Below are 24,442 nucleotides of genomic sequence, written 5' to 3' on the forward strand. Positions count from 1 at the left end.
GCGCTCTTACGAATCCCGAATCCCGAATATCGAATCCCCGCTCCCATGTCCCTCGCCTCCTCCTACGATCCCAAGCAGTTCGAAACCCGCCTGTACGAAGAGTGGGAGCGCAGCGGCGTATTCCAGCCGCGCGGCGAGGGCGAGCCGTACTCGATCCTGCTGCCGCCGCCCAACGTCACCGGCACGCTGCACATGGGCCACGCGTTCCAGCACACGCTGATGGACGCGCTGATCCGCTACCACCGCATGCGCGGCTTCGATGCGCTGTGGCAGATGGGCACCGACCACGCGGGCATCGCGACGGAAATGGTCGTCGCGCGCAACCTCGGACGCGAAGGCATCACGCGGGACCAGCTCGGCCGCGACGGCTTCATCGAGAAGGTCTGGGAGTGGAAGCAGCAGTCCGGCGACACCATCGAGCGGCAGATGCGCCGCCTGGGCACGTCCGGCGACTGGTCGCGCAGCGTCTTCACGATGGACCCGATGGCCGCCGAAGCCGTGGTCGAGGCTTTCGTGCGACTGCACGAAGAAGGCCTGATCTACCGCGGCCAGCGCCTGGTCAACTGGGACCCGGTGCTGAAGACCGCGATCTCCGACCTGGAAGTGGTGAACGAAGAAGAGGACGGTTTCCTGTGGTCGATCAGCTATCCGCTGACCGACGGCAGCGGCGAGCTCGTCGTCGCCACCACGCGTCCGGAAACCATGCTCGGCGACGTCGCGGTCATGGTGCATCCGCTCGACGAGCGCTACACGCATCTGATCGGCAAAACCGTCACGCTGCCGCTGACCGGCCGCGAAATCCCGGTCATCGCCGACGATTACGTCGATCGTGAATTCGGCACCGGCGTGGTGAAGGTCACGCCCGCGCACGACTTCAACGACTACGCCGTCGGCCAGCGCCACGGCCTGGCGATGATCAACATCTTCACCCCCGATGCGGCGGTGAACGACAACGCGCCCGACAAGTACCGCGGTCTCGATCGCTACGAGGCGCGCAAGGTCGTGCTCGCCGATCTGGAAGCCGAAGGCCGCCTGGTGGAAACCAAGCCGCACAAGCTGCAGGTGCCGCGCGGCGACCGCACCAACCAGGTGATCGAGCCCTACCTCACCGACCAGTGGTTCGTGAAGATGGACGGCTTCGGCGCGCGCGGCCTCGAACTGGCCGAAAAGGGCGACGTGAAGTTCGTCCCGCCGAACTGGATCAACACCTACCGCCACTGGATGGAAAACATCCAGGACTGGTGCATCAGCCGCCAGCTCTGGTGGGGCCACCGCATCCCGGCGTGGTACGACGACGACGGCCACATCTACGTGGGCCGCAGCGAAGAGGAAGTGCGCGCCAAGCACGGCCTCGGCGCTGGCGTGAACCTGTCGCAGGACAGCGACGTGCTGGAGACCTGGTTCTCCTCCGCGCTGTGGCCGTTCTCGACGATGGGCTGGCCGAACCAGGCGCGGATGGACGAGCGCGGTTTCGACCGCTACGTGCCGTCGAGCGTGCTGGTCACCGGTTTCGACATCATCTTCTTCTGGGTCGCTCGCATGATCATGACGACCGACCACTTCACCGGGCGCGTGCCGTTCCGCGACATCTACATCACCGGCCTGATCCGCGACGCGCAGGGCCAGAAGATGTCGAAGTCGAAGGGCAACGTGCTCGATCCGCTGGACCTGATCGACGGCATCTCGCTCGACGACCTGCTGGCCAAGCGCACCACCGGCCTCATGCAGCCCAAGCTGGCCGAGAAGATCGAGAAGGCCACACGCAAGGAATTCCCCGAAGGCATCCCGGCCTTCGGCGCAGATGCGCTGCGCTTCACGATCTCCGCACTCGCCACGCACGGCCGCGACATCAAGTTCGACCTGGGTCGCGCCGAGGGCTACAAGAACTTCTGCAACAAGCTGTGGAACGCTACACGTTTCGTGCTGATGAACACCGAGGACGCGCAGTTCACCGACGCGCCCGAACCGCGCACCGACGCCGAGCGCTGGATCCTCTCGCGCCTGTCCACGGTCGCCGCCGAAGCGCAGACGCACTTCGCGTCCTACCGTTTCGATCTGCTCGCGCAGGCGCTGTACGAGTTCGCCTGGAACGAGTTCTGCGACTGGTTCGTCGAACTCGCCAAGCCCGCGCTGCAGGGCGACGACGCAGCGGCGGCGGCGAGCACGCGCCACACGCTGCTGTTCGTGCTCGAGCGATTGCTGTCGCTGCTGCACCCGCTGGTTCCGTTCGTCACCGAAGAGCTCTGGCAGCAGGTCGCGCCGAAGCTCGGCGTCTCCGAGAAGACGATCATGCTGCGTCCTTATCCGCAGTCGTCGGACTTCGCGGGCCAGCACTACGCCTCCGCCGAAGCCGACGTGGAGTGGCTCAAGGCGATGGTCACCGCGCTGCGCAAGATCCGCAGCGAACTCAACGTCGCGCCGTCCAAGACCGTGCCGCTGCTGGTGGCCGATTGCAGCGCCGGAGACCGCGAGCGCGTGGCGCGCTTCGATTCGCAGCTGCGCTTCCTGACGCGGCTGGAGTCGATCGCCGTGCTCGACGACGCCAATGCCGCGCCGGCCGCGGCCACCGCGGTGGTGGGCGAGATGAAGTTGCTGGTGCCGCTGGAAGGCCTGGTGGACCTCGGCGCCGAGCGTGCGCGTCTGGACAAGGAACTCAAGCGCGTCGACGGCGAGATCGCCAAGTGCCACAACAAGCTGGCCAGCGAGACCTTCGTCGCCAACGCACCGCCCGCCGTCGTCGAACAGGAGCGCAAGCGCCTGGCCGACTGGAACCTGCAGCGCGAAGCGCTGGCGTCGCAGCGGGCAAAGCTGGGCTGAGGCTTTACGGGACCCGGTTACGCCGCTGGGCGCAACCGGGATCACGGCGTTATTGCGGGCCCGGCCCTACTTCGACTTCGGTTCCGGACGGATGCGGCGAGGGGTCGCGTCTTGCGTTCGCGGCCTTTCAATCCTTCGCATACACATCGTTCGAGAAGGCCCTTTCCGGCTTGCCGCGCGAGCGCGCTTCCAGTTCCGCCAGCTTCACCGGCTTCAGCGGGCATTGCGCCAGCGCTTCGGGAGTCATGCGGATCGCGCCACCGCGCAGCTTCACGTACACCGGCTTGCGGCTGCGCTTGCCGTTGTAGGTGAAGTACACGCCCTGGTGGAAGCGCAGCACGACGGCATTGGCGCCCTTGTCCTGCGCGGCATCGGCGAGCTTGTCCATGGCCAGGCCGTACTCGACCGTGGGCACTCTGGGATCATGGGTGATCTCGCTGACCTTCTCGCCGGCGCTGACTTCCACCGTGCCGAGCTTCTCGTGGTCGCAACCAGGCGATTCCCAGACGATGGGCACGCGGGTATCGATCACCTCGACACGCTCCAGATCGGTCGCGTCCGTGCCGGGCTCACCGGCCAGGAGCGGGCCCATCTGGGCGATCAGGCCCAGCGCGAACAGCAGCGATCCGTGCGAACGACGCATGCTCCACTCCCCTGTCATGTCCCTGCCCGCGAGCATGCCAGCTTTGCGGTCGCGAAGGGGCTCGCCGTCGATTACAACTCCGGCGGCAACAGCTCGATGGCCATCACCTGCGCATCCTCGCGGCCGTCGCGCGCCGGGTAGTAGCGCGGGCGGCGGCCAATCTCGTTGAAGCCTTCGGAGTGATAGAGCGCGATCGCCCCGGCATTGGAGGGGCGTACTTCCAGGAACACGCGTTCGGCCTTGCGGCCGCGCGCGACGTGCATGAGCGCACGCAGCAGCTGGCGGCCGTGCCCCTGGCCCTGAAAGGCCGGGTCGATGCAGATGTTGAGCACGTGCGCTTCGTCGGCGGCGATGCTCATCAGGAAGTAACCGATGATGCGCCCGTTGTGCTGCATCACCCAGGCCGGGTAATCGGCGCGCAGGCAGTCGCGGAAGATGCCGACCGTCCACGGAAATTCGTACGCCCGGATCTCCACCGCGTGCACCGCGTCCAGGTCGTCCTCGCGCATCGGTCGCAACGCCCCTTGCAGCGGGCGGTGGTTCGCGTCGGAGGCGCGCGCGTTCATGCCTGCGTCGTCCGGCGCAACGCGCGCAGGCGCGGCCACAGCGCGCGCTTGGCGGCGGCGTTGCCGCGCAATGCGGAGACGTCGCCGACCATCCGTGCGAGCGTTGCTTCATCGACACCGGCCGCGGCACGCATCAGGGCCTGCATCAGCCGGTCTGCGGTGCGGGGCGCGGAACGCGACGCCGGGCGTTCCTCGCGCGCGAGCAGCGCCGCCGCTTCGCGCATGGCACCGCCACCGCGCGGAGAATCGGCCAAAGGTTCTTCGGGCCGCGATTCCGCCGCACGCGCCTCGGGTGAGGCGACGGACCACACGGCATGGCCCATGGCGTGCAGCCATTCGCGTTGCTCGGCGGTCCACAGCTCGCTCATGGCGCCGCCTCGACGGCCGGTCGGCGGATGCGTCGGAAGATCGCATAACCCGGCCCGGACAACGCATACAGCGCGCCGATCGCCAGCAGCACGCGCGGCGGATCGATCGCGATGCCGACGACCACCGCCAGCACCACGACGATGGCGAGGAACGGCACGCGATCGTGGCGCGGACCGCCGCCCTTGAAGCTGAAGTAACGCAGGCGACTGACCATCAGCAGGCCGGCGGTGATGGTCACGCCGAGCGCGAGGTAGCGCAGTTGTTCGCCGCTGTAGCCCAGGTCGTGGCACGTCCATACGAAGCTGGCGACCAGGCCCGCCGCGGCTGGACTGGCCAGGCCGATGAACCAGCGCTTGTCGACCTGCCCCACCTGCGAGTTGAAGCGCGCCAGCCGCAATGCGGCGCACGCGGCGTAGAGGAATGCCGCCACCCAGCCGATCTTGCCGGGGATCGCGCCGTCCAGCCGCATCTCCTGCAAGGCCCAGTGGTACATCACCAGCGCCGGGGCGAGGCCGAAGCTGACCAGGTCGGCCAGCGAGTCGTACTGCACGCCGAACTCGCTCTGCGTGTTGGTCAGGCGCGCCACGCGTCCGTCCAGCCCGTCGAGGATGCCCGCCACGAACACCGCGATGCAGGCGTCGTCGAACCGCCCCTGGGTCGCGGCGATGATCGCGTAGAAGCCGGCGAACAGGCCGCCGGTGGTGAACAGGTTGGGCAGCAGGTAGATCCCGCGGCCGCGCGGTCGCGGGGGCTGTTGCGTGTCGTCCATGTGGGGGGCTGTCGGCATCTCGGATGGGGCGAGGGGGCTCTCGCGGCGGACCGCGACAGGAAAGTGTAAGACGATCGGCCCTTCGACCGGCACCTTCATGCGGCGACGGGTGCCGGAACACAACGAGACCGCCTCCACATATGCGTACACTCCCGGAGGCGGGCGCTTGCCTGGGGCCCGGCGCGGTGCTGCAATCGCGCCATTCCCCCGCCCGACCGAGCCCGGAGCCCCGCATGTCCAAGACGTTCCGCCTGTTGCCCGGCCTCGTGGCCGGCCTGAGCCTGCTCCTCGCCACCCCGGCCTTCGCTGCCAAGGTCTATCAGTGGAAGGACGAGAAGGGCGTCACCCACTACTCCGACGCACCGCCGCCGGGCCAGGACATCAAGGGTCGCAACCTCGCCACCAAGGACGGCACCGCGCCGGCCGCTCAGCCGGCAGCCAAGCCGGTGGCCGCCAATGCCAACTGCACCAACGCCCGCAGCAACCTGTCGGTGCTCCAGGGCGGTGGCCAGGTCGGCATCGACGAGGACAAGGACGGCAAGCCCGACCGCAGCCTCAACGACAGCGAACGCGCCAACCGCACCGCGCTGGCCGAAGCCCAGATCAAGACCTATTGCGAGAGCACGGCCGTCTCCAGCGGCAGCTGATCCGCAGCGCATACCGTCGAAGCCGGCCCCCTCGCGGGCCGGCTTCGTCGTTTCCGGGCCTCCGGCCGGGCCGGCCATGCATGGCAGAATGGCCGCTTCCCTCACGTTCGAAAGCCCCGCCGATGCGCCTGTCGCAGTTCCACCTCCACACCAGCAAGGAAACCCCCGCCGAGGCCGAAATCGTCAGCCACAAGCTGATGCTCAAGGCCGGCATGATCCGCAAGCTCGCCGCCGGCCTGTACACCTGGTCGCCGCTGGGCCTGCGCGTGCTGCGCAAGGTCGAACGCGCCGTGCGCGAGGAAATGAACGCCGCGGGCGCGATCGAGGTGCTGATGCCGGCGGTGCAGCCCAAGGAACTGTGGGAAGAAACCGGCCGCTGGGAGAAGTTCGGCGGCCAGCTTTTGAAGATGCAGGACCGCAAGGAAGCCTGGTACTGCTACGGCCCCACGCACGAGGAAGTCATCACCGACTTCGCGCGCAACGAGCTGTCCAGCTACAAGCAGCTGCCGGTCAACTTCTACCAGATCCAGACCAAGTTCCGCGACGAGATCCGCCCGCGCTTCGGCGTGATGCGCGCGCGCGAGTTCCTGATGAAGGACTCGTACTCCTTCCACGTCAGCGACGAGGACCTGGGCCGCGAGTACAAGAACATGTACGACACCTACGGCCGCATCTTCACGCGCCTGGGGCTGAAGTTCCGCGCGGTATCGGCCGACAGCGGCGCGATCGGCGGCGCGGTGTCGCACGAGTTCCAGGTGCTCGCCGATTCGGGCGAGGACGCGATCTTCTTCTCCGACGGTTCCGACTACGCCGCCAACGTCGAGCTGGCCGAAGCAATCTCGCCCGGCCCGCGCGCCGCGGCGGGCGAAGCGATGCGCAAGGTCGACACGCCGCACCAGAAGACCTGCGAGGACGTCGCCGCGCTGATGGGCATCACGCTCGATCGCACGGTCAAGTCGGTGGCCGTCATGGGCTCCGACGCCGAAGGCACCGCGCAGTTCGTGCTGGCGCTGGTGCGCGGCGACCACGCGGTCAACGAGGTCAAGCTGGGCAAGATCGAAGGCCTGGCCGGTTATCGCCTGGCGTCGGAAGCCGAGATCCTCGAACACCTCGGCAGCGAGCCCGGTTTCCTCGGCCCGGTGCAGCCGAAGAAGGCCATCCGCATCATCGCCGACCGCAGCGTCGCGGCGATGGCCGACTTCGTCGTCGGCGCGAACGAAAAGGGCTTCCACCTGGCCGGCGTGAACTGGGGCCGCGACCTGCCCGAAGCCGACGTCGTGGCCGACATCCGCAATGTCGTGGAAGGCGATCCCTCGCCCGACGGCCGCGGCACGCTGGCGATCGCGCGCGGCATCGAGGTGGGCCACGTGTTCCAGCTCGGCAGCAAGTACGCCGAAGCACTCAAGCTCACCGTGCTCGATTCCAACGGCAAGGCCACCACGCCGGTGATGGGCTGCTACGGCATCGGCGTGTCGCGGATAGTGGCAGCGGCGATCGAGCAGAACCACGACGAGAACGGCATCGTCTGGCCGGAGGCGATGGCGCCCTGGCAGGCGGTGGTGTGCGTGATCAACCCGAAGAACGACGCCGCCGTGGCCGAGGCCGCGCAGGCGCTCTATCGCGACCTCAATGCCGCCGGCATCGAGACCGCGCTGGACGACCGCGGCCTGCGCCCGGGCGCGATGTTCGCCGACATGGAATTGATCGGCATCCCGCACCGCGTCGTGGTTTCCGAACGCGGTCTGGCGGCGGGCACGTTCGAATACCGCCACCGCCTCGCCACCGAGGCGGAAAACCTCGACCGCGCGGGCGTGTTCGCGAAGTTCGGGAAGTAATCGCCGCCCGCGATACTCAAACCCCTCTCCCCCTGCGGGAGAGGGAAAGCCGCGCAGCGGCGAGGGAGAGGGGACGGCTTTTCGCGCAGCGCCACCGCCCTTTTTGGCGCTTGGCGCCAGCCCCTCTCCGCTCTGCACTCCCTTCGGTCGCCGCAACGGGAAAGGGACACGACACGCCCCGCATTTACGCCGCGCGAGTCCGGCGACTATCATCGGGAAAACCCGCCGATTATCGACTTCGATAATCCTCCCGATAATCCGCCGAAAATCCCCGCCACCCCGGAGGCCTCATGTCGATCAACCTCGAATCCCTGTCGGCGAAGGAACTCGACGCGCTCATCAACCAGGCCAAGAAGCGCAAGACCACGCTGAGCAAGCGCAAGCCGATCGCGGTGGTTCGCAAGAAGCTCACGCAGCTGGCCAAGGCCGAAGGCTATTCCATCGCCGAGTTGTTCGGTGGCTCGGCACCGGCCGAACGCAAGCCGGCCAAGGCCGCCAAGGCGCCGTCGCGCAAGGCCGGCAAGAGCACCGGCAAGGTCGCGCCGAAGTATCGCAATCCCGCCAATCCGTCCGAAACCTGGGCTGGCCGCGGCAAACCGCCGCGCTGGATGGCGGCGCAGATCAGCGCGGGGAAGAAAATCGAGGATTTCCTGATCCGCTGATCGCAGGATCCGGTTCGAAACCGAAAACCCCGGGCGACCGGGGTTTTTTCATGGTCACGCGAAAGCGGCCAAACCCCTCAGAGGTTCCGCCGCGACGGCAGCAGCAGGTTGCCGAACAGCAGGCCGGCGATGAGCGCCAGCAGGATGTTGAGCACAGCCAGCAGTGCCGCCTGGCCGGCGTCGATGTCCTGCTGCTGGATCAGCGTCAGCAAGCCGCGCAGGCTCACGCTGCCGGGCACCAGCATGATGATGCCGGGCACGCGCAGGATCGCGCCGGGCCGGTTCCACCAGCGCGCGTAGGCGTTGCCGGCGGCCGTCAGCACCAGCGCCGCGAGGAAGATGCCCGCCGGATTGCCGAACGCCTGCCCGCCGTAACGCGAGATGAGGTATCCGCTGGCGGCGGCGGCCATCACCTTGGGATAGTCGCGCCGGTGCGCGCGGAACAGCACCGCGAAGGCGAACGCCGCCAGTACCAGCGCGCCCCACTCCACCCATTCCGGCTGCGGGCGCGAAGCGCGCACCTGCGCATGCAGGCCGATCAGGTCCGCCAGATACAGCGCGATCACCGTGCCGATGGCGAGCTTGAGCACCGTCGTCAACGCACCGGCGAATCGCGCCGTGCCCGACACCAGGTGCTGGCTGGTGAGTTCGTTCACCGCATTCGTCAGCGCCATGCCGGGCAGCAGCACGATCAGCGAGGCGATGATCACCGTGTTCTGGTTCAACGGTGCCACGAACGAAGCCACCAGCAAGGTCACGGTCGCGGCGAACATCGCCGTCACCGCTTCCAGCGCTTCCTTGAAGCGCGGATGCGTCTCCGACCATTGCACCAGCACGCCGATCAGCAATCCGTTGACGCCGGCCACGCCGATGTCGAGCCAGGGCAGTCGCAACAGGCCGGCGATGCCCGTCGCCGCCAGCCCGTAGGCCGCCACCTGCATGGCGCGGAAACGTCGCGTCGGCGGTCTGTCGAGCGCGCTCATCTGCGCATGCGCCTCGGCAAGGCCCAGCCGGCCGGCCATCACGTCCTCGGCGATGCGATCGGTTTCGGCCAGCCGGTACAGGTCGTTCTCGCCGGGCGGCAGACGGATCACGCGCGTGGTGTCGCTCTCGCCCGGAGGACGTTGCGGATCGGCGAAGGTGAGGATCAGGCCGGTCGGGTTCGACCAGGGTTCGCACTCCAGCCGCAGGCGCTGCGCGACCGCGCTGATCGCGCCCTCCAGGCGCTGCGCGGTGGTGCCGTAGGCGTGCAGGCGCTCGGCCAGCTCGATCACGAAGTTGATGCGTGCGGCGTAGCTGGCGGCGCTCAGGGGCGGCGGATTCGACATGCGCGAAGCATCGCATGCGGCCGCGCCGCTTGGCAGCGGGCGGCGCCTTCGCGTGGCTTTCGCAGCGGTCGCGATACGGAGGCTGTTATCCTCGCCGCAGCTTCCAGGGCCCGCTGATGACGGAAACGACCGCGCACCCGCCGCAGATCGACGCCGATGGCCGGGCGCCGTCGCGGTTGCGGCTGTCCGGCTCGTGGACGCTGGACTTCGCCGGGGACATCGGCGCCGCGCTCAAGTCGGTGCCCGCCGGGGTCGATGCGATCGACGCCACCGGCGTGGAGCGGCTGGACTCGGTCGGCGTGCTGCAGTTGCTGCGCTTCGCCCGGCGCAACGATCTGGACTTCGACGTGCTCACCTTCCACGAGTCCCACCAGGCGCTGGTGTCGGCGATCGAGGACGTGGCCGACGACCGCCCGCGCAAGAAACGCGAATACGGCGTGAGCGCCGCGCTCGCGCGCCTGGGCCGCGCGGTGCACAACAACTGGAAGGAAGCGCTGGCGCTGATCGGGTTCCTCGGCGAGACGCAGGTCAAGCTGCTGCGCATGTTCAAGGAACCCGGTCGCTTCCGCCCCACCGCGACCGTCTTCCACATGGAGCAGGTCGGCCTGGATGCCGTGCCGCTGGTGGCGCTGCTGTGTTTCCTGGTGGGCGCGGTGGTGGCGTTCCTGGGCGCGAACATCCTGCGCGACTTCGGCGCGGAAATCTTCGTCGTCGAGCTGGTGAGCATTTCGTTCCTGCGCGAGTTCGCGGTGCTGCTCACCGCCATCGTGCTGGCCGGCCGCACCGCAAGCGCGTTCACCGCGCAGATCGGTGCGATGGTCAGCCGCGAGGAAGTGGACGCGATCCGCACGCTGGGCATGGACCCGATCGACCTGCTGGTCATTCCGCGCATGCTCGCACTGCTGGTGATGTTGCCGCTGCTGACGTTCATCGCGATGGTGTTCGGACTGCTCGGCGGACTCACCGTCGGTGCGTACAGCCTCGATATCCCGCCGCAGCAGTACCTGGCGCGCATGCACGAGACGATGGAACTTCGGCACTTCCTCGTCGGGCTGGCGAAGGCGCCGGTGTTCGCGCTGCTGATCAGCCTGATCGGTTGCCTGGAAGGTTTGCAGGTGGAAGGCACCGCGCAGTCGGTCGGCGAACGCACGACCTCCAGCGTGGTGCAGTCGATCTCGATGGTGATCATCCTCGACGCCTTCTTCGCGATCTGGTTCATGGAGATGAACGTTTGAACGCGCTGCATCCCCGCTGCCCCAAGCGCGACGAGGAGCAGCCGATCGTGCGCGTGCGCGGCCTGGTGAACCGCTTCGGCGAACAGATCGTGCACGACGGCGTGGACCTGGACGTAAGGCCCGGCGAGATCCTGGGCGTCGTCGGCGGCTCGGGCACGGGCAAGTCGGTGTTGATGCGCGCGATCCTCGGCCTGCGCGAACCGCAGGCGGGCGAGATCGAAGTGCTCGGACTGAACGCACTGAGCGACGATGCCGACCAGCGCCGCGCGATCGAACGCAATACCGGCGTGCTGTTCCAGGACGGCGCGCTGTTCTCCTCGCTCACCGTCGGCGAGAACGTGCAGGTACCGCTGAAGGAATACCACGGCGACCTGCCCGATTCGCTGCGTTACGAACTGGCCCTGCTGAAGGTGAAGCTGGCCGGGTTACCTGCCGATGCGCTGAACAAGCTGCCCTCGCAGCTCTCCGGCGGCATGCGCAAGCGCGCCGGACTGGCGCGTGCGCTGGCGCTGGATCCGCCGCTGCTGTTCCTGGACGAGCCCACCGCCGGCCTGGACCCCATCGGCGCGGCGGCGTTCGACCGCCTGATCCGCACCCTGCAGCAGGCGCTGGGGCTGACGGTGTTCCTGATCACACACGATCTCGACACCCTTTACGCTATCTGTGACCGCGTCGCTGTGCTGGCCGACCGCAAGGTGATCGTCTGCGCGCCCATCGACGAGGTCGAACGTTTCGACCACCCGTGGGTGCAGGAGTATTTCCACGGTCCGCGTGCACGAGCTGCACGCACCACCCGCGAAGCGACGAGCTGAAGTCATGGAAACCCGGGCCAATTACGTCCTCATCGGCGCCTTCACCATCCTGGTCACGCTGCTCCTGCTGCTGTTCGCGCTGTGGGCGGCGAAGTACTCCTCGGAAAAGGAATGGCGCACCTATGCCGTGCTGTTCAACGAACCGGTGACGGGCCTGACCGAAGGCAGCTCGGTTCAATACAACGGCATCTCCGTGGGCACGGTGCAGAAGCTGAGCCTGGCGCCCGACGACCCGCGCCGGGTGATCGCGCTGCTGCGCCTGCAGGCCAATGCGCCGGTCAAGACCGACACGCGCGCCAAGCTGTCGATCCAGGGCATCACCGGCAGCCCCTTCATCCAGCTCACCGGCGGCAGCCCGGGCAATCCGTTGCTGGCCGATTCGGACCGCCGCGAAGTGCCGGTGATCCAGACCGAAGCCTCGGCGCTGCAGAACATCGCCGACACCGCCAACCGCCTGGTCGCCCGACTCGATCAGGTGCTCAGCGACGAGAACGTAAAACGCGTGTCCAACACGCTGGCGAACGTGGAATCGATGACGGCCTCCATCGCCGGCCAGCGCGAGGACCTGCGCGCGCTCATCGTCAACGCGCGCAAGTCCAGCGAGCAGCTGTCGGCCACGCTCGACAACACCAACCGCGCGGTGCAAAGCGTGGATCGCGAACTCGTCGCCAAGCTGCCGGGGCTGATCGCCAAGCTCGACAGCACGCTTACGCGACTGGATTCGGCGGCCGGCAACGCCAACGGCGTGCTCACCGACAACCGCGCCGCCATCAACAGCTTCGCCAACGAAGGCCTGGCGCAGCTCGGCCCGACGCTGGCCGAACTGCGCTCGCTGGTGCGCGACCTGCGCCGGATCAGCGACCGCCTCGACGGCAACCCGACGCGCTACCTGCTCGGTCGCGACGGCCCCAAGGAATTCGAACCCGAATGATTCCGCGCGCCGAAATGACGACGAACGCACGCACGTCCCGACACCACTCCCGCGTCCTGCTGGCCGCGACCCTGCTGCTGACGCTCGCCGGCTGCTCGATCCTGAGCGACAAGCCCAAGAGCACCAGCACCATCTACGCACCCGAACCCAAGGTGCAGGCCGATCCGGCCTGGCCGAAGGTGGACTGGCAGCTGGTGATCGCCCCGCCCATCGCGGCGCGCATCGTCGACAGCCTGCGCATGGCGGTTCGACCCACGCCGGGCGAGCTGCAGGTCTACCGGGGCGCACAGTGGGCGCGCCCGCCGTCGGACATGCTGGTGGACACGGTGCTGCGCGCGCTGGAGGACTCCGGCCGCATCCAAGGCGTCGCGCGCCAGGGTGCCGGCGTGGCGTCCGACTTCAAGCTGCTGTTCGAAGTACGCCGTTTCGAGTCCGATTACGCGCAGGGCGCGGTGCCGTCGGCGACGATCGAGGTCAGCGCCAAGCTGCTGCACGTGCGCGAACAGAAGGTCGCCGCTTCGAAGGTGTTCGTGCAGGCCACGCCAGCGGCGAGCACGGGCGTGGCCGATGTCGCGCAGGCGTTCGAACAGGCGCTGTCGACCGTCGGCCACGACATCGCCGGCTGGACGCTGGTGAGCGGCGAAGCCTACCGCCGCACGCTGCCACCGCCCGCGAAGGGTTGAGTCACGCGGGAAAGATTCGCCGGAACGTCAGGTTGACGCGCGGCCCGATGGGTCGCGCCGTGCGCGGCAGCGCGTGCCGGTAATGGCGCTGAGTCGTTCCCGACATCACCAGCAGGCTGCCGTGCGGCAGGTCGATCGCCAGTTTGCGCGACGGATCGTCGCGATGCTTCAGCGAGAACCGGCGCGTCGCGCCCAGGCTGACCGAGGCGATCACAGGCGTGGGCCCGAGTTCGGGCTCGCTGTCGCTGTGCCATCCCATGGCGTCGTCGCCGTTGCGGTACAGGTTCGCCAGCACGCTGTTGAAGGGCGTGCCCAGGTCGTGTTGCAGACGCTCGCGCACAGGGCGCAGCGCATCGGGCCACGGGCGTGGCTCGAACAAGGTGCCCGAATAGCGGTAGCGCGCCTGGGGGTCGCCGATCCAGCAGCTCCGCCGCGGCGAATCGACCTCCCGGCCGAACAGGCGGATGCGGTGGACCTCCCACGGCACCTGTCGCATCAGCGCGGCCAGCAGCGCGTCCGCGTCGGCGGGACTCATCCAGTGGGAATCCAGGCGGACCTCCCCATCGGGCAGGGGGAACGCAGACAGGACCATACGGCAAGCTAACACGGCGTATCCCGTCGGCGGCTGATTTGGCGCCGGCCCCGCAAACCCGCGACAATCCATGTCGAATTCAGCCAGCCGCTGTACGCCAGCCCGTCCCGGAGTGCCCCCGCATGAGCCAACCTGATCAGTCCGCCGTCGAACGCGACGTGATGGAGTACGACGTCGTCACCGTGGGCGCAGGTCCCGCCGGTCTGTCGTTCGCGATCCGCCTCAAGCAGCTCAATCCCGACATCTCGGTGTGCGTGATCGAGAAGGCCTCGACCATCGGCGCGCAGATCCTCTCCGGCGCCGTCATCGAACCGGCGCCGCTGGACGCCCTGCTCCCCGGCTGGCGCGACAATCCGCCGCCGATCTGCGTTCCCGCCAAGCACGACGAGTTCTGGTTGCTCACGCACAAGGGTCACCACCGCCTGCCGATCCCGCCTGGCATGCACAACCACGGCAATTTCATCGTCAGCCTGGGCGCGATGTGCGCCTGGCTGGCGCCGCAGGCCGAAGCGCTGGGCGTGGAGATCTACCCCGGCTTCGCCGCCGCCGAAACGCTGCACGATGACAACGGCGCCGTCGTCGGCGTGCGCATCGGCGACATGGGCGTGGCGAAGGACGGTTCGCACAAGCCGGGCTACACCGCCGGCATCGACATCCGCGCCAAGGTCACCGTGCTGGCCGAAGGCGCACGCGGCCATCTCACCAAGCGCCTGATCAAGCAGTTCAAGCTCGACGAAGGCAAGGATCCGCAGGGCTACTCCATCGGCATCAAGGAACTGTGGCAGGTGCCGGAAGACCGCGTGACGCCGGGCAAGATCGTGCACAGCTTCGGCTGGCCGGCGGACAACCAGATCTACGGCGGCGGTTTCCTGTACCACCTGGACAAGGGCCGCATCGCGCTGGGTTATGTCAGCGGCCTGGATTACAAGGATCCGGAATACAAGCCGTGGGAAGCCTTCCAGCAATGGAAGAACCACCCGCTGTTCGAGCCGCTGCTGGAAGGCGGCAGCATCCTCTCCGCCGGCGCGCGCGCGATCGTCACCGGCGGCTGGCAGTCGCTGCCCAACTGCGAGATGCCCGGCGCGCTGCTGATCGGCGACACCGCCGGCCTGCTCAACGTGCCCAAGATCAAGGGCACGCACCAGGCGATCCGCTCCGGCATGCTCGCCGCCGAGCACCTGGCCGCTTCGCAGCTGTCGCCGCAGGGCTTCGACGCGAAGCTGCGCGGATCGGAGGCGATGGCCGAACTGAAGAAGGTGCGCAACATCAAGCCGGGCTTCAAGCGCGGCCTGTGGTTCGGCATCCTCAACTCGGCGTGGGAAACGATGACCATGGGCCTGTCGCCGTGGACGCTGAAGAACAAGGCCGACTGGAACTCGCTCGACAAGATCGGCGACCACGAAACGCCCAGGCGCGACTACATCGACCGCAAGCTCGCCCCGCGCGATCGCCTGCAGGGCGTGTACTACGCCGCCACCGAGCACGATGAAGACCAGCCGGTGCACCTGAAGGTTCGCGACACGTCCATCTGCGTGACGCGCTGCGCCGAGGAGTACGACAACCCCTGCACGCGCTTCTGCCCGGCCGGCGTGTACGAGATCGTGCAGGACGAGGCCGGCAAGCGCCTGCAGATCAACGCGGCCAACTGCGTGCACTGCAAGACGTGCGACATCAAGGATCCCTACGAGATCATCGACTGGGTGACGCCGGAAGGCGGCTCGGGGCCGAACTACCAGAACCTCTGAGTGTTGCGTTTGCGCCGGATGCCGAGGCGTCCGGCGCTTGGTTGCCCCGCCAATCCGGTGCGGTCAGTAACGCGGCTGCCGGTGCCAGCGCCAGGCGGTCTCGACGATCTCCGCCACGTCGGTATAACGCGGCGCCCATCCGAGTTCGCGCTGCGTTTTCGCGCTGCTGGCCACCAGGCGGTCGGGGTCGCCCGCACGACGCGGCGCCAGGTCGTAGGGAATCTCGCTTCCGACCACGTCCGACGCCGCGCGGATCATCTCCAGCACGCTGAACCCGCTGCCGTTGCCGAGGTTGAAGGCATGTGCGCCTTCGTGGGTCGCCATGAACGCCAGCGCTCGCGAATGCGCGTCGGCCAGGTCGTCGACATGCACGTAGTCGCGCACGCACGTTCCGTCGGGCGTCGCATAGTCGTTGCCGAAAACCTTGAGCGACGGCCCCTTCCCTGTTGCAGCACGCAGCATGTTCGGGATCAGGTGCGTTTCGGGCTCATGCGATTCACCGATGTCGCCCTGCGGTGATGCACCGGCGGCATTGAAATAGCGCAGCGCCACCGAACGCAGGCCGTAGGCGCGTCCGGCGTCTTCCAGGATGCGCTCCACCATGAGCTTGCTCGCGCCATACGGATTGATGGGCTGCCGGGGATGCGATTCGTCGATCAGATCGGATTCGGGAACGCCGAACACGGCGGCCGTGGACGAGAACACCAGCTTGCCGACGCCGGCTTCGTGCATCGCCTGCAACAGATTGAGCGTGCCGGCGACGTTGTTCTCGTAGTACGCGTACGGCTGCGTCATGGACTCACCCACCAGCGAGCGCGCGCAGAAATGCATGACGGCATCGAAGCGGTGCTGCGCGAACAGCGCGCGCAGGTCGTCGCGTTCCAGCAGATCGCCCTGGACGAAGGGCGCATCGCCGACGGCCTCGCGATGGCCCGTGGAGAGATTGTCGAAGACGACCGGCTCGATACCGTCGCGCGACAGGCGGCGCACCATGTGCGAGCCGATGTAGCCCGCGCCGCCACACACCAGAACCTTCATCGATGCTTACACCTTTGCGATCGAGAAGCTCACGCCGGTCTTCTCGCGAAGTTCGTCCTCGCTCACGCCCGGCGCGAGCTCCACCAGCGTCAGGCCCTGCTCGGTCACGTCCATCACCGCCAGATCGCTGATGATGCGGTTGACCACGCCGACGCCGGTCAGCGGCAGCGTGCATTCGGGCAGGATCTTGTGCTCGCCGCTCTTGGCGGTGTGCTCCATCAGCACCACCACGCGCTTCACGCCGGCGACCAGGTCCATCGCGCCGCCCATGCCCTTGACCATCTTGCCGGGGACCATCCAGTTGGCGAGATCGCCCCGGTCGGTCACCTGCATCGCGCCGAGGATCGCCAGGTCGATGTGGCCGCCGCGGATCATCGCGAAGGAATCGTGGCTGCCGAAGTAGCTGGCGCCGGCACGCGCGGTGACGGTCTGCTTGCCGGCGTTGATGAGGTCGGCGTCCACTTCGGCTTCCGTCGGGAACGGGCCGATGCCGAGCAGGCCGTTCTCGCTCTGCAGCCACACGTCCATTCCGTCCGGAATGAAGTTGGCCACCAGCGTCGGCAGGCCGATGCCGAGGTTGACGTATGCGCCGTCGGTGAGTTCCTGCGCGGCGCGCTGCGCCATCTGGTCGCGGGTCCAAGCCATGTCGTTCTTCCTGTATTCGATGGGGTCAGGCGGCGCGCACGGTGCGCTGTTCGATGCGCTTCTCGGGCGAGGCGTTGACGACGATGCGGTCGACGTAGATGCCCGGCAGGTGGACGTGGTCGGGATCGATGTCGCCGATCTCCACCAGTTCCTCCACCTCGGCCACGCAGATCGCGCCGGCCATCGCGCAGGCGGGATTGAAGTTGCGCGCGGTCTTGCGGAACACCAGGTTGCCGGCCTTGTCGGCCTTCCACGCCTTGACCAGCGAGACGTCGGCCTTGAGCGCGGTTTCCATCACGTAATGGTGGCCGTCGAACTCGCGCGTTTCCTTGCCCTCGGCCACCACCGTACCGTAGCCGGTGCGGGTGAAGAAGGCGGGAATCCCCGCGCCGCCTGCGCGCAGGCGTTCGGCCAGTGTGCCTTGCGGATTGAATTCGAGTTCGAGTTCGCCGGAGAGGAACTGGCGCTCGAATTCCTTGTTCTCGCCGACGTAGGACGAAATCATCTTCTTGATCTGCCGGGTCTCCAACAGCAGGCCCAGGCCGAAGCCATCCACGCCGGCGTTGTTGGAGATGGCGGTGAGCCCCTTGGCGCCGCTGTCGCGCAGCGCGGCGATCAACGCCTCGGGAATGCCGCACAGGCCGAAGCCGCCGACCGCGAGGGTCTGTCCGTCGGCGACGATGCCGTCGAGCGCCGCCTTCGCACTGGGGAAAACCTTGTTCTTGCCGTTTTGCGTCGCGGCCATGACGGGCTCCATTCGGGATCTGCGCAATGGGCCGGAGTTTACCGTGGCGATGGCCACCTCCCCCACCGTACGTTCGGGCATGCCGGCGGGCCTGTGCGGCGGGTCGCGACCGCAGGCCGCGGCAGCGTCTAGACTCCATGGCCATGACCCGAATCGCCCTCGTGACCGCCATCGCCGCCGCCGGCCTCGACGACGACCTGGCGCCGCTGCTGGACGCCTGCGCGCGCGCCGGCCTGGCCACGCAGGTACGCGCCTGGGACGACCCTACCGTCGGCTGGGGTCGCTTCGACGCGGCGATCCTGCGTTCGCCCTGGGATTACATGACGCGGCTGGGAGAGTTTCTCGACTGGTGCGAGCACGCCTCCACGCGCACGCGACTGCTCAATCCGTTGCCGGTGGTGAAGTGGAACACCGACAAGCACTACCTGGCCGAGCTCGCCGCGCGCGGCGTGCCGGTGGTGCCGACCGTGTTCGTCGAACCGGAGACGGAGCCGCTGCCCGCATTGCAGGCGTTCCTCGCAGCGCATTCCGATACGCAGGAATTTGTCGTGAAGCCGAGCGTGGGTGCGGGCTCGAAGGATGCGCAGCGCTATGCGCGCACGCAAGAGTTCGCCGCGGCCAATCACCTCGCGCGGCTGCTCGATGCCGAACGCAGTGCGATGCTGCAGCCCTATCTGGACGCGGTGGACGAACACGGCGAGACCGCGCTGATCTACTTCGCCGGCGAGTTCAGCCACGCCATCCGCAAGGGGCCGTTGCTGCGGGCCGACGAGGGCCCGACGCCGCATCTTTTCGCCGCCGAAGCGATCACGCCACGCACGCCGTCGCAGGAGGAGATGTCACTGGCCGGACACGTGCTCGCCGCCGCCCGCGATGCACTGCAGCTGCACGAGGCACCGCTCTACGCGCGTGTGGACCTAATCGGTGATCGCGACGGCCGGCCGTGCCTGCTCGAACTGGAGCTGTGCGAGCCGTCGCTGTTCTTCGCCCATGCGGCGGGCAGCGCGGATCGGTTCGCGGCGCTGCTGGCGAAGACACTGGAACGCGCGCCGGCCTGAGCACGGCGCGCGCGAAGGACGCTCCGGTCAGGAGCGCCCGTACACGTCTTCCAGGCGGACGATGTCGTCCTCGCCCAGGTAACTGCCCGACTGCACTTCGATGAGTTCCACCGGCTCCGTGCCGCGGTTGCGCAGGCGGTGCACGCTGCCCAGCGGGATGTAGGTGCTCTCGTTTTCGTGCAGGTCGAACACGCGGTCATCGCACGTGACCTCGGCCACGCCGGACACGACGATCCAGTGCTCGGCGCGCTTGTGGTGCTTCTGCAGGCTCAGCGCCGCACCCGGCTTCACGACGATGCGCTTGACCTGGAAGCGCTCGCCCATGTCGATGGAGTCGTAGCTGCCCCACGGACGGTAGACCTTGCGGTGGAACAGGTGCTCCTGGCGACCGGCCGCCTTCAGGTGATCGACCACCGTCTTGACGTCCTGCACCCGGTCCTTGCGCGCGACGAGCGTCGCGTCGGGCGTGTCGATGATCACAAGGTCTTCCACGCCGATGGTCGCGATCATGCGGCGCTCGGAAGCGCGCACGAGGCTGCCCTTGGTGTCGACGGAGATGACATCGCCTTCATGGCGGTTGTCGTCGTCGTCGCGCTGGGCGACCGCCCACAGCGACGACCACGAACCGATGTCGCTCCAGCCGCAGCTCACCGGGACGACCGCGGCGCGCTCGGTCTTCTCCATCACCGCGTAGTCGATGGAGTCGTTGGGGTTGGACGCGAACGCGTCCTTGCCGACGCGGATGAAATCCAGGTCCTGTGCGGCCGAGGCGTAAGCGGTGCGGGTCGCCTCCAGTACCGCCGGCGCATGGCGCGCCAGTTCGTCCAGGTAGGCGCTGGCCTTGAACAGGAACATGCCGGAGTTCCAGGCATAGGTGCCTTCGGCGACGTAGCGTTCGGCGGTGGCCTGGTCGGGCTTTTCGACGAAGCGCTGCACGCGGTAACCGTCCGCGCTCAGCGAATCGCCGCGCAGGATGTAGCCGTAGCCGGTCTCGGCATAGTCGGGCGTGATGCCGAAGGTCACCAGCCAACCTTCCGAGGCCAGACCGGTCGCCGCCGCGACGGCGGTGCGGAACGCGTTCTCGTCCTCGATCAGGTGATCGGCCGGCATCACCAGCAGCGCGCCGTCCGGATCGGTCGACAGCACGTGCAGCGCGGCCAACGCGATCGCCGGGGCGGTGTTGCGCGCCACGGGCTCGAGCAGGATGCCGCCACTGGGGATCGCCACCTCCTGCAACTGCTCACCGATCATGAAGCGATGGTCTTCGCTGCACACGGTGACCGGCGGCTGCGCGTCCGGCAGCTTGCTGGCACGGATCACGGTCTCCTGGTACAGCGAGTGGTCGCCGATCAACCGGAGGAACTGCTTGGGCTGGTTCTGACGCGAGAGTGGCCAAAGGCGAGAACCGCTTCCGCCACTGAGAACTACGGGGTGAAGCATCCTGGCTCCGGGAACTTCTAGTTAAACGGGACGCCAAGAATACCGGAGCGCATCCATCGCGGCTGAACCGGGAAGCCCCGGCAAGTCCGGGCCGCCCCGGGGTCAGGCCCCACCATCCGCCTGCGTAGGGAACCCTCGCTGGGCTAGAATCGGCGGTTCTCGGCCGCCCATCGGCCGCGCAACCATAGGAACCCCCGCACGATGAAGATTCTCGTCGGCTACAAGCGCGTGGTGGACTTCAATGTCCGCATCCAGGTCAAGCCGGACGGCTCCGGCGTGGTCACCGACGGCGTCAAGCTGTCGGCCAACCCGTTCGATGAAATCGCCCTGGAAGAGGCCCTGCGCCTGCGCGACAAGGGCATCGCGACCGAGGTCGTGGTCGCCACGATCGCTCCCGCCGACGCCCAGGCCCACCTGCGCAACGGCCTGGCCATGGGCGCCAACCGCGCCATCCACGTGGTCGCCGACGGCCCGATCCAGTCGCTGACCGCCGCCCGCGCCCTGCTCAAGCTGATCGAGAAGGAGCAGCCGGACCTGGTGATCCTGGGCAAGCAGGCCATCGACGACGACGCCAACCAGACCGGCCAGATGCTGGCCACGCTGTGGGGCCGACCGCAGGCGACGTTCGCTTCCAAGCTCGAGATCGCCAGCGGCAAGGCCACGGTGACGCGCGAAGTCGACGCCGGCCTGGAAACGCTGGAAGTCGACCTGCCGGCCGTGGTCACCACCGACCTGCGCCTGAACGAGCCGCGCTTCATCAAGCTGCCCGACATCATGAAGGCCAAGAGCAAGCCGCTGGAGAGCATCCCGTTCGCCGACCTCGGCGTGGACACCGGCGACACCCTCAAGACGACCCACTACGCCGCGCCGGCCAAGCGCAGCAAGGGCGTGATGGTGAAGGACGCGGCCGAACTGGTCGCCGCACTCAAGCAGAAGGGGCTCCTGTAATGAGCAAGGTTCTGATCGTCGCCGAACACCTGGACGGCAAGCTCAATGCCTCCACCGCCAAGTGCGTCTCCGCCGCCCAGGCACTGAAGCCCGACTCCATCGACATCCTGGTGCTGGCCGCCGATCCGGCCGCCGTCGCCAGCAATGCCGCGCAGATCGCCGGCGTCGGCAAGGTGCTCACCGTCGCCAACGCCGCCAACGCGAACGCCATCGCGCAGGTGCTGGCGCCGCAGGTGGCGAAGGTCGCCTCCGGCTACAGCCACGTCTTCGGCCCCAGCACCACCTTCGGCAAGGACCTGATGCCGTGCGTCGCCGCCCTGCTGGGCGTGGCGCAGGTGTCGGACGTGATGGCCGTGGAAGGCAGCCACGTCTTCAAGCGCCCGATCTACGCCGGCAACGCGATCATCACCGTCGAGGCACCGTCGGATCACACCGTGGTCGCCACCGTGCGCACGGCCTCCTGGCCGGAAGCGGCCAAGGGCGGCAGCGCCGCCGTCGAAGCCGTCTCCGTCGACGCCACGCTGCCCACGCACACCCGCTACGTCGGCCTGGCCGCCGGCAAGTCGGACCGTCCGGACCTGCAGAGCGCCAAGCGCGTCGTCTCCGGCGGCCGCGGCGTCGGTTCGGCCGACAATTTCAAGGTGATCTACGCGTTGGCCGACAAGCTCGGCGCCGCTGTCGGCGCCTCGCGCGCCGCGGTCGATGCCGGCTACGTGCCCAACGAACTGCAGGTCGGCCAGACCGGCAAGATCATCGCGCCGGAGCTGTACATCGCCGTCGGCATCAGCGGCGCGATCCAGCACCTGACCGGCATCAAGGACGCCGGCACCATCGTCGCGATCAACAAGGACGGCGATGCGCCGATCTTCGAGATCGCCGACATCGGGCTGGTGGGCGATCTGTTCGCCCTTCTGCCGGACTTCGAGAAGGCACTGGGCTGAGCCCGCGCCCCCCTTCAACGTTCGACCATTGCAGGACGCATGCAATCGCCTTCCCTCGCCGGTAACTCAACGCCCACCGTTTCCGTGGTTTCGCCGGTGTACGGCTGCCGCGGGTGCCTGGAAGAGCTGGTCGATTCCGTGGCCGCGCAACTGCGCGGTACCGTCGACGATTTCGAGGTGATCCTCGTCGACGACGCCAGCCCGGACCAGGCATGGTCGCGCATCCAGGAACTCGCGACGACGCGCCCGTGGCTGCGAGGCCTGCGCCTGGCCCGCAATTTCGGTCAGCATTCGGCGATCTCCGCGGGCATCGAGCACGCGACGGGCGAGTGGGTCGTGGTGATGGACTGCGATCTGCAGGATCCACCCGCGGCGATTCCGGACCTGTACCGCAAGGCGACCTCCGAGAATTTCGACGTCGTCTTCGTGCAGCGTCAGAACCGCAAGGACAGCTGGAGCAAGCGCCTGTCGTCGTGGGGCTTCTTCCGGCTGCTGACCTGGCTGACCGGCTCGCAGCAGGACGCAAGCACCGCGAACTTCGGCATCTTCCGCCGCCCGGTGATCGACGCGGTGTGCCGCATGCCGGAACGGGACCGCTCCTTCCCGCTCATGGTGAAGTGGGCCGGCTTCCGCCACGGGCTGCTTCCGGTCGAGCACGCACCGCGTGCCGAAGGACGCAGCACGTACACCCTGCGCAAACTGCTGCGCCTGGCGACCAACATCACCCTGGGCTATTCGGAAAAGCCGCTGAAGCTGGTCGCCTTCGCCGGCATCCTGTGCTCGCTGGTGTCGTTCTTCATGGTGGCACTGGCGGTGGCACGCTGGATCGACGGCGACATGGCCGTGGCCGGCTACACCTCGGTGATCGCATCGATCTGGCTCGTCGGGGGCATGCTGCTCTTCAGCCTGGGCGTGGTGGGCCTGTACGTGGGCCAGGTGTTCCGCAACGTGCAGGGGCGCCCGTACTACATCCTCGCCGAGGACACCCGTCGATGAGCGCCACCGTCATCGAACATGCCGGTGGCCGCGCCGAAGTGCGCCTGACGCCCTGGGACGAACGCGCGCTGGGCATGCGGACCGCCGAGATCGTACGTCTGGAGGTTTCGGACGATCCGGCCGGGCGCCCGCTCATCGAAGAGGTTGAGCGCTGGGGCCGTGAGAACGGTGTCCGTTACCTGTTCGGCCGCGTGGACGCGGCAGCGCCATCGGCGAAGAAGGCCGTGCTCGATGCCGGCTTCGCGATCGTGGAATGTTCGATCGCACTGTCCCGCGCCGGCTTCGCCGGACTGCCGCCGGTGCCCGCGCGCATGCGACCCGCGTTGCGTCCGGCGGAAGAGGCCGACATCGGCGAACTCGAACGCATCGCGCGCGACGACTTCAATCACGGCCGCTTCCTGGAAGATCCCGCCATCGACCCCGCCCTCGCGGCGGCACGCACCGCGAACTGGATCGGAGACCTCGTCCGCCAGCGCCTCGCCTATGCGGCCACGTCGAACGGCAAGCTCATCGGCTTCCATGCCGAACGCGTCAGCGCCGACGGTCGTCATGCCGACCTGATCCTGACCGGCGCCACCGGACGCTATGCCATCATGGCAATGCCACTGTGGATTACCGCGCTGGAGTCCCTTTCCGCGCGCGGCGTGCAGGACTGCTCGACGCTCATCTCCGCCGCCAACACCGGCATCGTGAACCTGTACGCCAGGCTCGGATTCCGGTTCGACACCACTCTTTTCGGATTCAGGAAGTACCTATGAACGACAACACCGACCGCGTCGTCCAGGCGTTCTCCAGCGTGCTCGGCATTCCCGCCGATCGCATCACCGACGACCTGCGCTACGCCACGATCCCGGAGTGGGATTCGATCGCGCACATGTCCGTCATCGCGGCGCTGGAAGATGCCTTCGGCGTGATGATCGACATGGACGACGTCATCGACATGAGCTCCGTCGGCAAGGCGCGCGAGATCCTCGCCAAGTACGGCGCCGCGGCCTGA

Annotated in this window: 24 protein-coding genes and 1 pseudogene; 15 read left to right on the forward strand and 10 right to left on the reverse strand. The window is 67.7% G+C overall.

Going from position 1 to position 24,442, the window contains the following annotated elements; genetic code table 11:
* The first annotated feature begins 45 nt into the window (after window positions 1–45).
* Complete coding sequence (locus JI752_RS05625; protein ID WP_216960412.1) at window positions 46–2,817, forward strand: valine--tRNA ligase; 2,772 nt, start codon at window positions 46–48, stop codon at window positions 2,815–2,817.
* Between the two features lie 127 nt (window positions 2,818–2,944).
* On the opposite strand, the gene JI752_RS05630 is transcribed toward JI752_RS05625, so the two are convergent.
* The 4 genes from JI752_RS05630 to pssA form a co-directional block, all read right to left on the reverse strand.
* The gene (locus tag JI752_RS05630; RefSeq protein ID WP_216960415.1) at window positions 2,945–3,460 is read right to left on the reverse strand and encodes a hypothetical protein; all 516 of its coding nucleotides are present in this window, start codon (window positions 3,458–3,460) and stop codon (window positions 2,945–2,947) included.
* 71 nt (window positions 3,461–3,531) lie between these two features.
* The gene (gene rimI / locus JI752_RS05635; protein ID WP_216960418.1) at window positions 3,532–4,026 is read right to left on the reverse strand and encodes a ribosomal protein S18-alanine N-acetyltransferase; all 495 of its coding nucleotides are present in this window, start codon (window positions 4,024–4,026) and stop codon (window positions 3,532–3,534) included.
* Window positions 4,023–4,394, reverse strand: coding sequence for a hypothetical protein (locus tag JI752_RS05640; RefSeq protein ID WP_216960422.1), 372 nt, complete (start codon window positions 4,392–4,394; stop codon window positions 4,023–4,025). The genes rimI and JI752_RS05640 overlap by 4 nt, the downstream gene beginning before the upstream one ends.
* Window positions 4,391–5,164, reverse strand: a complete 774-nt coding sequence (gene pssA / locus JI752_RS05645; protein WP_216960425.1) for a CDP-diacylglycerol--serine O-phosphatidyltransferase — start codon at window positions 5,162–5,164, stop codon at window positions 4,391–4,393. Before pssA ends, JI752_RS05640 begins: the two co-directional genes overlap by 4 nt.
* A gap of 233 nt (window positions 5,165–5,397) precedes the next feature.
* On the opposite strand from pssA, the gene JI752_RS05650 reads away from it, so the two are divergent.
* The 3 genes and pseudogenes from JI752_RS05650 to JI752_RS05660 form a co-directional block, all read left to right on the forward strand.
* Complete coding sequence (locus JI752_RS05650) at window positions 5,398–5,811, forward strand: DUF4124 domain-containing protein (protein WP_216960428.1); 414 nt, start codon at window positions 5,398–5,400, stop codon at window positions 5,809–5,811.
* Window positions 5,812–5,933: 122 nt separating this feature from the next.
* A complete protein-coding gene (locus tag JI752_RS05655) occupies window positions 5,934–7,646 on the forward strand; it encodes a proline--tRNA ligase (protein WP_216960431.1) in 1,713 nt (570 codons plus the stop codon).
* A 290-nt stretch (window positions 7,647–7,936) separates the two neighbouring features.
* Window positions 7,937–8,302: pseudogene (locus JI752_RS05660) on the forward strand (H-NS histone family protein); the annotation flags it as partial.
* Window positions 8,303–8,385: 83 nt separating this feature from the next.
* Here JI752_RS05660 and JI752_RS05665 read toward each other — a convergent pair.
* Window positions 8,386–9,636 (reverse strand): threonine/serine exporter family protein, encoded by a 1,251-nt coding sequence (locus JI752_RS05665; RefSeq protein WP_216960436.1) that lies wholly within the window; start codon window positions 9,634–9,636, stop codon window positions 8,386–8,388.
* Between the two features lie 116 nt (window positions 9,637–9,752).
* On the opposite strand from JI752_RS05665, the gene JI752_RS05670 reads away from it, so the two are divergent.
* Genes JI752_RS05670 through JI752_RS05685 form a run of 4 tightly spaced genes read left to right on the forward strand, consistent with a single transcriptional unit; the run spans window position 9,753 to window position 13,297 of the window.
* A complete protein-coding gene (locus JI752_RS05670) occupies window positions 9,753–10,871 on the forward strand; it encodes an MlaE family lipid ABC transporter permease subunit (protein ID WP_216960439.1) in 1,119 nt (372 codons plus the stop codon).
* Window positions 10,868–11,683, forward strand: a complete 816-nt coding sequence (locus JI752_RS05675) for an ABC transporter ATP-binding protein (protein WP_216960442.1) — start codon at window positions 10,868–10,870, stop codon at window positions 11,681–11,683. Before JI752_RS05670 ends, JI752_RS05675 begins: the two co-directional genes overlap by 4 nt.
* Window positions 11,684–11,687: 4 nt before the next feature.
* A complete protein-coding gene (locus JI752_RS05680; RefSeq protein ID WP_216960445.1) occupies window positions 11,688–12,614 on the forward strand; it encodes an MlaD family protein in 927 nt (308 codons plus the stop codon).
* A complete protein-coding gene (locus tag JI752_RS05685; protein WP_254200194.1) occupies window positions 12,611–13,297 on the forward strand; it encodes an ABC-type transport auxiliary lipoprotein family protein in 687 nt (228 codons plus the stop codon). Before JI752_RS05680 ends, JI752_RS05685 begins: the two co-directional genes overlap by 4 nt.
* Before the next feature lies 1 nt (window position 13,298).
* Here the strand turns inward: JI752_RS05685 and JI752_RS05690 are convergent, their stop codons facing one another.
* On the reverse strand, window positions 13,299–13,889 hold the full coding sequence (locus JI752_RS05690; RefSeq protein WP_216960448.1) for an alpha-ketoglutarate-dependent dioxygenase AlkB: 591 nt from the start codon (window positions 13,887–13,889) through the stop codon (window positions 13,299–13,301).
* Between the two features lie 122 nt (window positions 13,890–14,011).
* On the opposite strand from JI752_RS05690, the gene JI752_RS05695 reads away from it, so the two are divergent.
* Window positions 14,012–15,634, forward strand: a complete 1,623-nt coding sequence (locus JI752_RS05695) for an electron transfer flavoprotein-ubiquinone oxidoreductase (protein ID WP_216960451.1) — start codon at window positions 14,012–14,014, stop codon at window positions 15,632–15,634.
* Between the two features lie 63 nt (window positions 15,635–15,697).
* On the opposite strand, the gene galE is transcribed toward JI752_RS05695, so the two are convergent.
* The 3 genes from galE to JI752_RS05710 are packed head-to-tail and all read right to left on the reverse strand — an operon-like array spanning window position 15,698 to window position 18,062.
* Window positions 15,698–16,672: a UDP-glucose 4-epimerase GalE gene (galE, locus tag JI752_RS05700; protein ID WP_216960454.1), complete on the reverse strand. Its 975-nt coding sequence runs from the start codon at window positions 16,670–16,672 to the stop codon at window positions 15,698–15,700.
* A gap of 6 nt (window positions 16,673–16,678) precedes the next feature.
* The gene (locus JI752_RS05705) at window positions 16,679–17,317 is read right to left on the reverse strand and encodes a CoA transferase subunit B (RefSeq protein ID WP_216960456.1); all 639 of its coding nucleotides are present in this window, start codon (window positions 17,315–17,317) and stop codon (window positions 16,679–16,681) included.
* A gap of 25 nt (window positions 17,318–17,342) precedes the next feature.
* A complete protein-coding gene (locus JI752_RS05710) occupies window positions 17,343–18,062 on the reverse strand; it encodes a CoA transferase subunit A (protein ID WP_254200196.1) in 720 nt (239 codons plus the stop codon).
* A gap of 143 nt (window positions 18,063–18,205) precedes the next feature.
* Here JI752_RS05710 and JI752_RS05715 point away from each other — a divergent pair, with 143 nt between their 5' ends.
* Window positions 18,206–19,120: a hypothetical protein gene (locus JI752_RS05715; protein ID WP_216960461.1), complete on the forward strand. Its 915-nt coding sequence runs from the start codon at window positions 18,206–18,208 to the stop codon at window positions 19,118–19,120.
* Between the two features lie 27 nt (window positions 19,121–19,147).
* Here the strand turns inward: JI752_RS05715 and JI752_RS05720 are convergent, their stop codons facing one another.
* Window positions 19,148–20,560, reverse strand: a complete 1,413-nt coding sequence (locus JI752_RS05720; RefSeq protein ID WP_216960464.1) for a mannose-1-phosphate guanylyltransferase/mannose-6-phosphate isomerase — start codon at window positions 20,558–20,560, stop codon at window positions 19,148–19,150.
* A 201-nt stretch (window positions 20,561–20,761) separates the two neighbouring features.
* Between JI752_RS05720 and JI752_RS05725 the strand changes: the two genes are divergently transcribed.
* From JI752_RS05725 to JI752_RS05745, 5 genes are read left to right on the forward strand one after another with little or no spacing between them, the layout of a single operon-like run.
* Window positions 20,762–21,508, forward strand: coding sequence for an electron transfer flavoprotein subunit beta/FixA family protein (locus tag JI752_RS05725; RefSeq protein ID WP_216960467.1), 747 nt, complete (start codon window positions 20,762–20,764; stop codon window positions 21,506–21,508).
* Entirely contained in the window at window positions 21,508–22,449 is a 942-nt protein-coding gene (locus tag JI752_RS05730) for an electron transfer flavoprotein subunit alpha/FixB family protein (protein ID WP_216960470.1), read from the forward strand. The genes JI752_RS05725 and JI752_RS05730 overlap by 1 nt, the downstream gene beginning before the upstream one ends.
* A gap of 39 nt (window positions 22,450–22,488) precedes the next feature.
* Entirely contained in the window at window positions 22,489–23,445 is a 957-nt protein-coding gene (locus tag JI752_RS05735) for a glycosyltransferase family 2 protein (RefSeq protein ID WP_216960472.1), read from the forward strand.
* Window positions 23,442–24,203, forward strand: coding sequence for a GNAT family protein (locus JI752_RS05740; protein WP_216960475.1), 762 nt, complete (start codon window positions 23,442–23,444; stop codon window positions 24,201–24,203). Before JI752_RS05735 ends, JI752_RS05740 begins: the two co-directional genes overlap by 4 nt.
* Entirely contained in the window at window positions 24,200–24,442 is a 243-nt protein-coding gene (locus tag JI752_RS05745) for an acyl carrier protein (RefSeq protein ID WP_216960478.1), read from the forward strand. Before JI752_RS05740 ends, JI752_RS05745 begins: the two co-directional genes overlap by 4 nt.

Source organism: Lysobacter sp. MMG2 (assembly GCF_016735495.2).
Classification (GTDB): Bacteria; Pseudomonadota; Gammaproteobacteria; order Xanthomonadales; family Xanthomonadaceae; genus Lysobacter_J.

Bases quoted from the DNA above. Each gene is read 5' to 3' on its own strand.
- JI752_RS05625 (WP_216960412.1), top strand. From the start codon at position 46: ATGTCCCTCGCCTCCTCCTACGATCCCAAGCAGTTCGAAACCCGCCTG.
- JI752_RS05630 (WP_216960415.1), bottom strand. From the start codon at position 3,460: ATGCGTCGTTCGCACGGATCGCTGCTGTTCGCGCTGGGCCTGATCGCC.
- rimI (WP_216960418.1), bottom strand. From the start codon at position 4,026: ATGAACGCGCGCGCCTCCGACGCGAACCACCGCCCGCTGCAAGGGGCG.
- JI752_RS05640 (WP_216960422.1), bottom strand. From the start codon at position 4,394: ATGAGCGAGCTGTGGACCGCCGAGCAACGCGAATGGCTGCACGCCATG.
- pssA (WP_216960425.1), bottom strand. From the start codon at position 5,164: ATGGACGACACGCAACAGCCCCCGCGACCGCGCGGCCGCGGGATCTAC.
- JI752_RS05650 (WP_216960428.1), top strand. From the start codon at position 5,398: ATGTCCAAGACGTTCCGCCTGTTGCCCGGCCTCGTGGCCGGCCTGAGC.
- JI752_RS05655 (WP_216960431.1), top strand. From the start codon at position 5,934: ATGCGCCTGTCGCAGTTCCACCTCCACACCAGCAAGGAAACCCCCGCC.
- JI752_RS05665 (WP_216960436.1), bottom strand. From the start codon at position 9,636: ATGTCGAATCCGCCGCCCCTGAGCGCCGCCAGCTACGCCGCACGCATC.
- JI752_RS05670 (WP_216960439.1), top strand. From the start codon at position 9,753: ATGACGGAAACGACCGCGCACCCGCCGCAGATCGACGCCGATGGCCGG.
- JI752_RS05680 (WP_216960445.1), top strand. From the start codon at position 11,688: ATGGAAACCCGGGCCAATTACGTCCTCATCGGCGCCTTCACCATCCTG.
- JI752_RS05685 (WP_254200194.1), top strand. From the start codon at position 12,611: ATGATTCCGCGCGCCGAAATGACGACGAACGCACGCACGTCCCGACAC.
- JI752_RS05690 (WP_216960448.1), bottom strand. From the start codon at position 13,889: ATGGTCCTGTCTGCGTTCCCCCTGCCCGATGGGGAGGTCCGCCTGGAT.
- JI752_RS05695 (WP_216960451.1), top strand. From the start codon at position 14,012: ATGAGCCAACCTGATCAGTCCGCCGTCGAACGCGACGTGATGGAGTAC.
- galE (WP_216960454.1), bottom strand. From the start codon at position 16,672: ATGAAGGTTCTGGTGTGTGGCGGCGCGGGCTACATCGGCTCGCACATG.
- JI752_RS05705 (WP_216960456.1), bottom strand. From the start codon at position 17,317: ATGGCTTGGACCCGCGACCAGATGGCGCAGCGCGCCGCGCAGGAACTC.
- JI752_RS05710 (WP_254200196.1), bottom strand. From the start codon at position 18,062: ATGGCCGCGACGCAAAACGGCAAGAACAAGGTTTTCCCCAGTGCGAAG.
- JI752_RS05715 (WP_216960461.1), top strand. From the start codon at position 18,206: ATGACCCGAATCGCCCTCGTGACCGCCATCGCCGCCGCCGGCCTCGAC.
- JI752_RS05720 (WP_216960464.1), bottom strand. From the start codon at position 20,560: ATGCTTCACCCCGTAGTTCTCAGTGGCGGAAGCGGTTCTCGCCTTTGG.
- JI752_RS05725 (WP_216960467.1), top strand. From the start codon at position 20,762: ATGAAGATTCTCGTCGGCTACAAGCGCGTGGTGGACTTCAATGTCCGC.
- JI752_RS05730 (WP_216960470.1), top strand. From the start codon at position 21,508: ATGAGCAAGGTTCTGATCGTCGCCGAACACCTGGACGGCAAGCTCAAT.
- JI752_RS05735 (WP_216960472.1), top strand. From the start codon at position 22,489: ATGCAATCGCCTTCCCTCGCCGGTAACTCAACGCCCACCGTTTCCGTG.
- JI752_RS05740 (WP_216960475.1), top strand. From the start codon at position 23,442: ATGAGCGCCACCGTCATCGAACATGCCGGTGGCCGCGCCGAAGTGCGC.
- JI752_RS05745 (WP_216960478.1), top strand. From the start codon at position 24,200: ATGAACGACAACACCGACCGCGTCGTCCAGGCGTTCTCCAGCGTGCTC.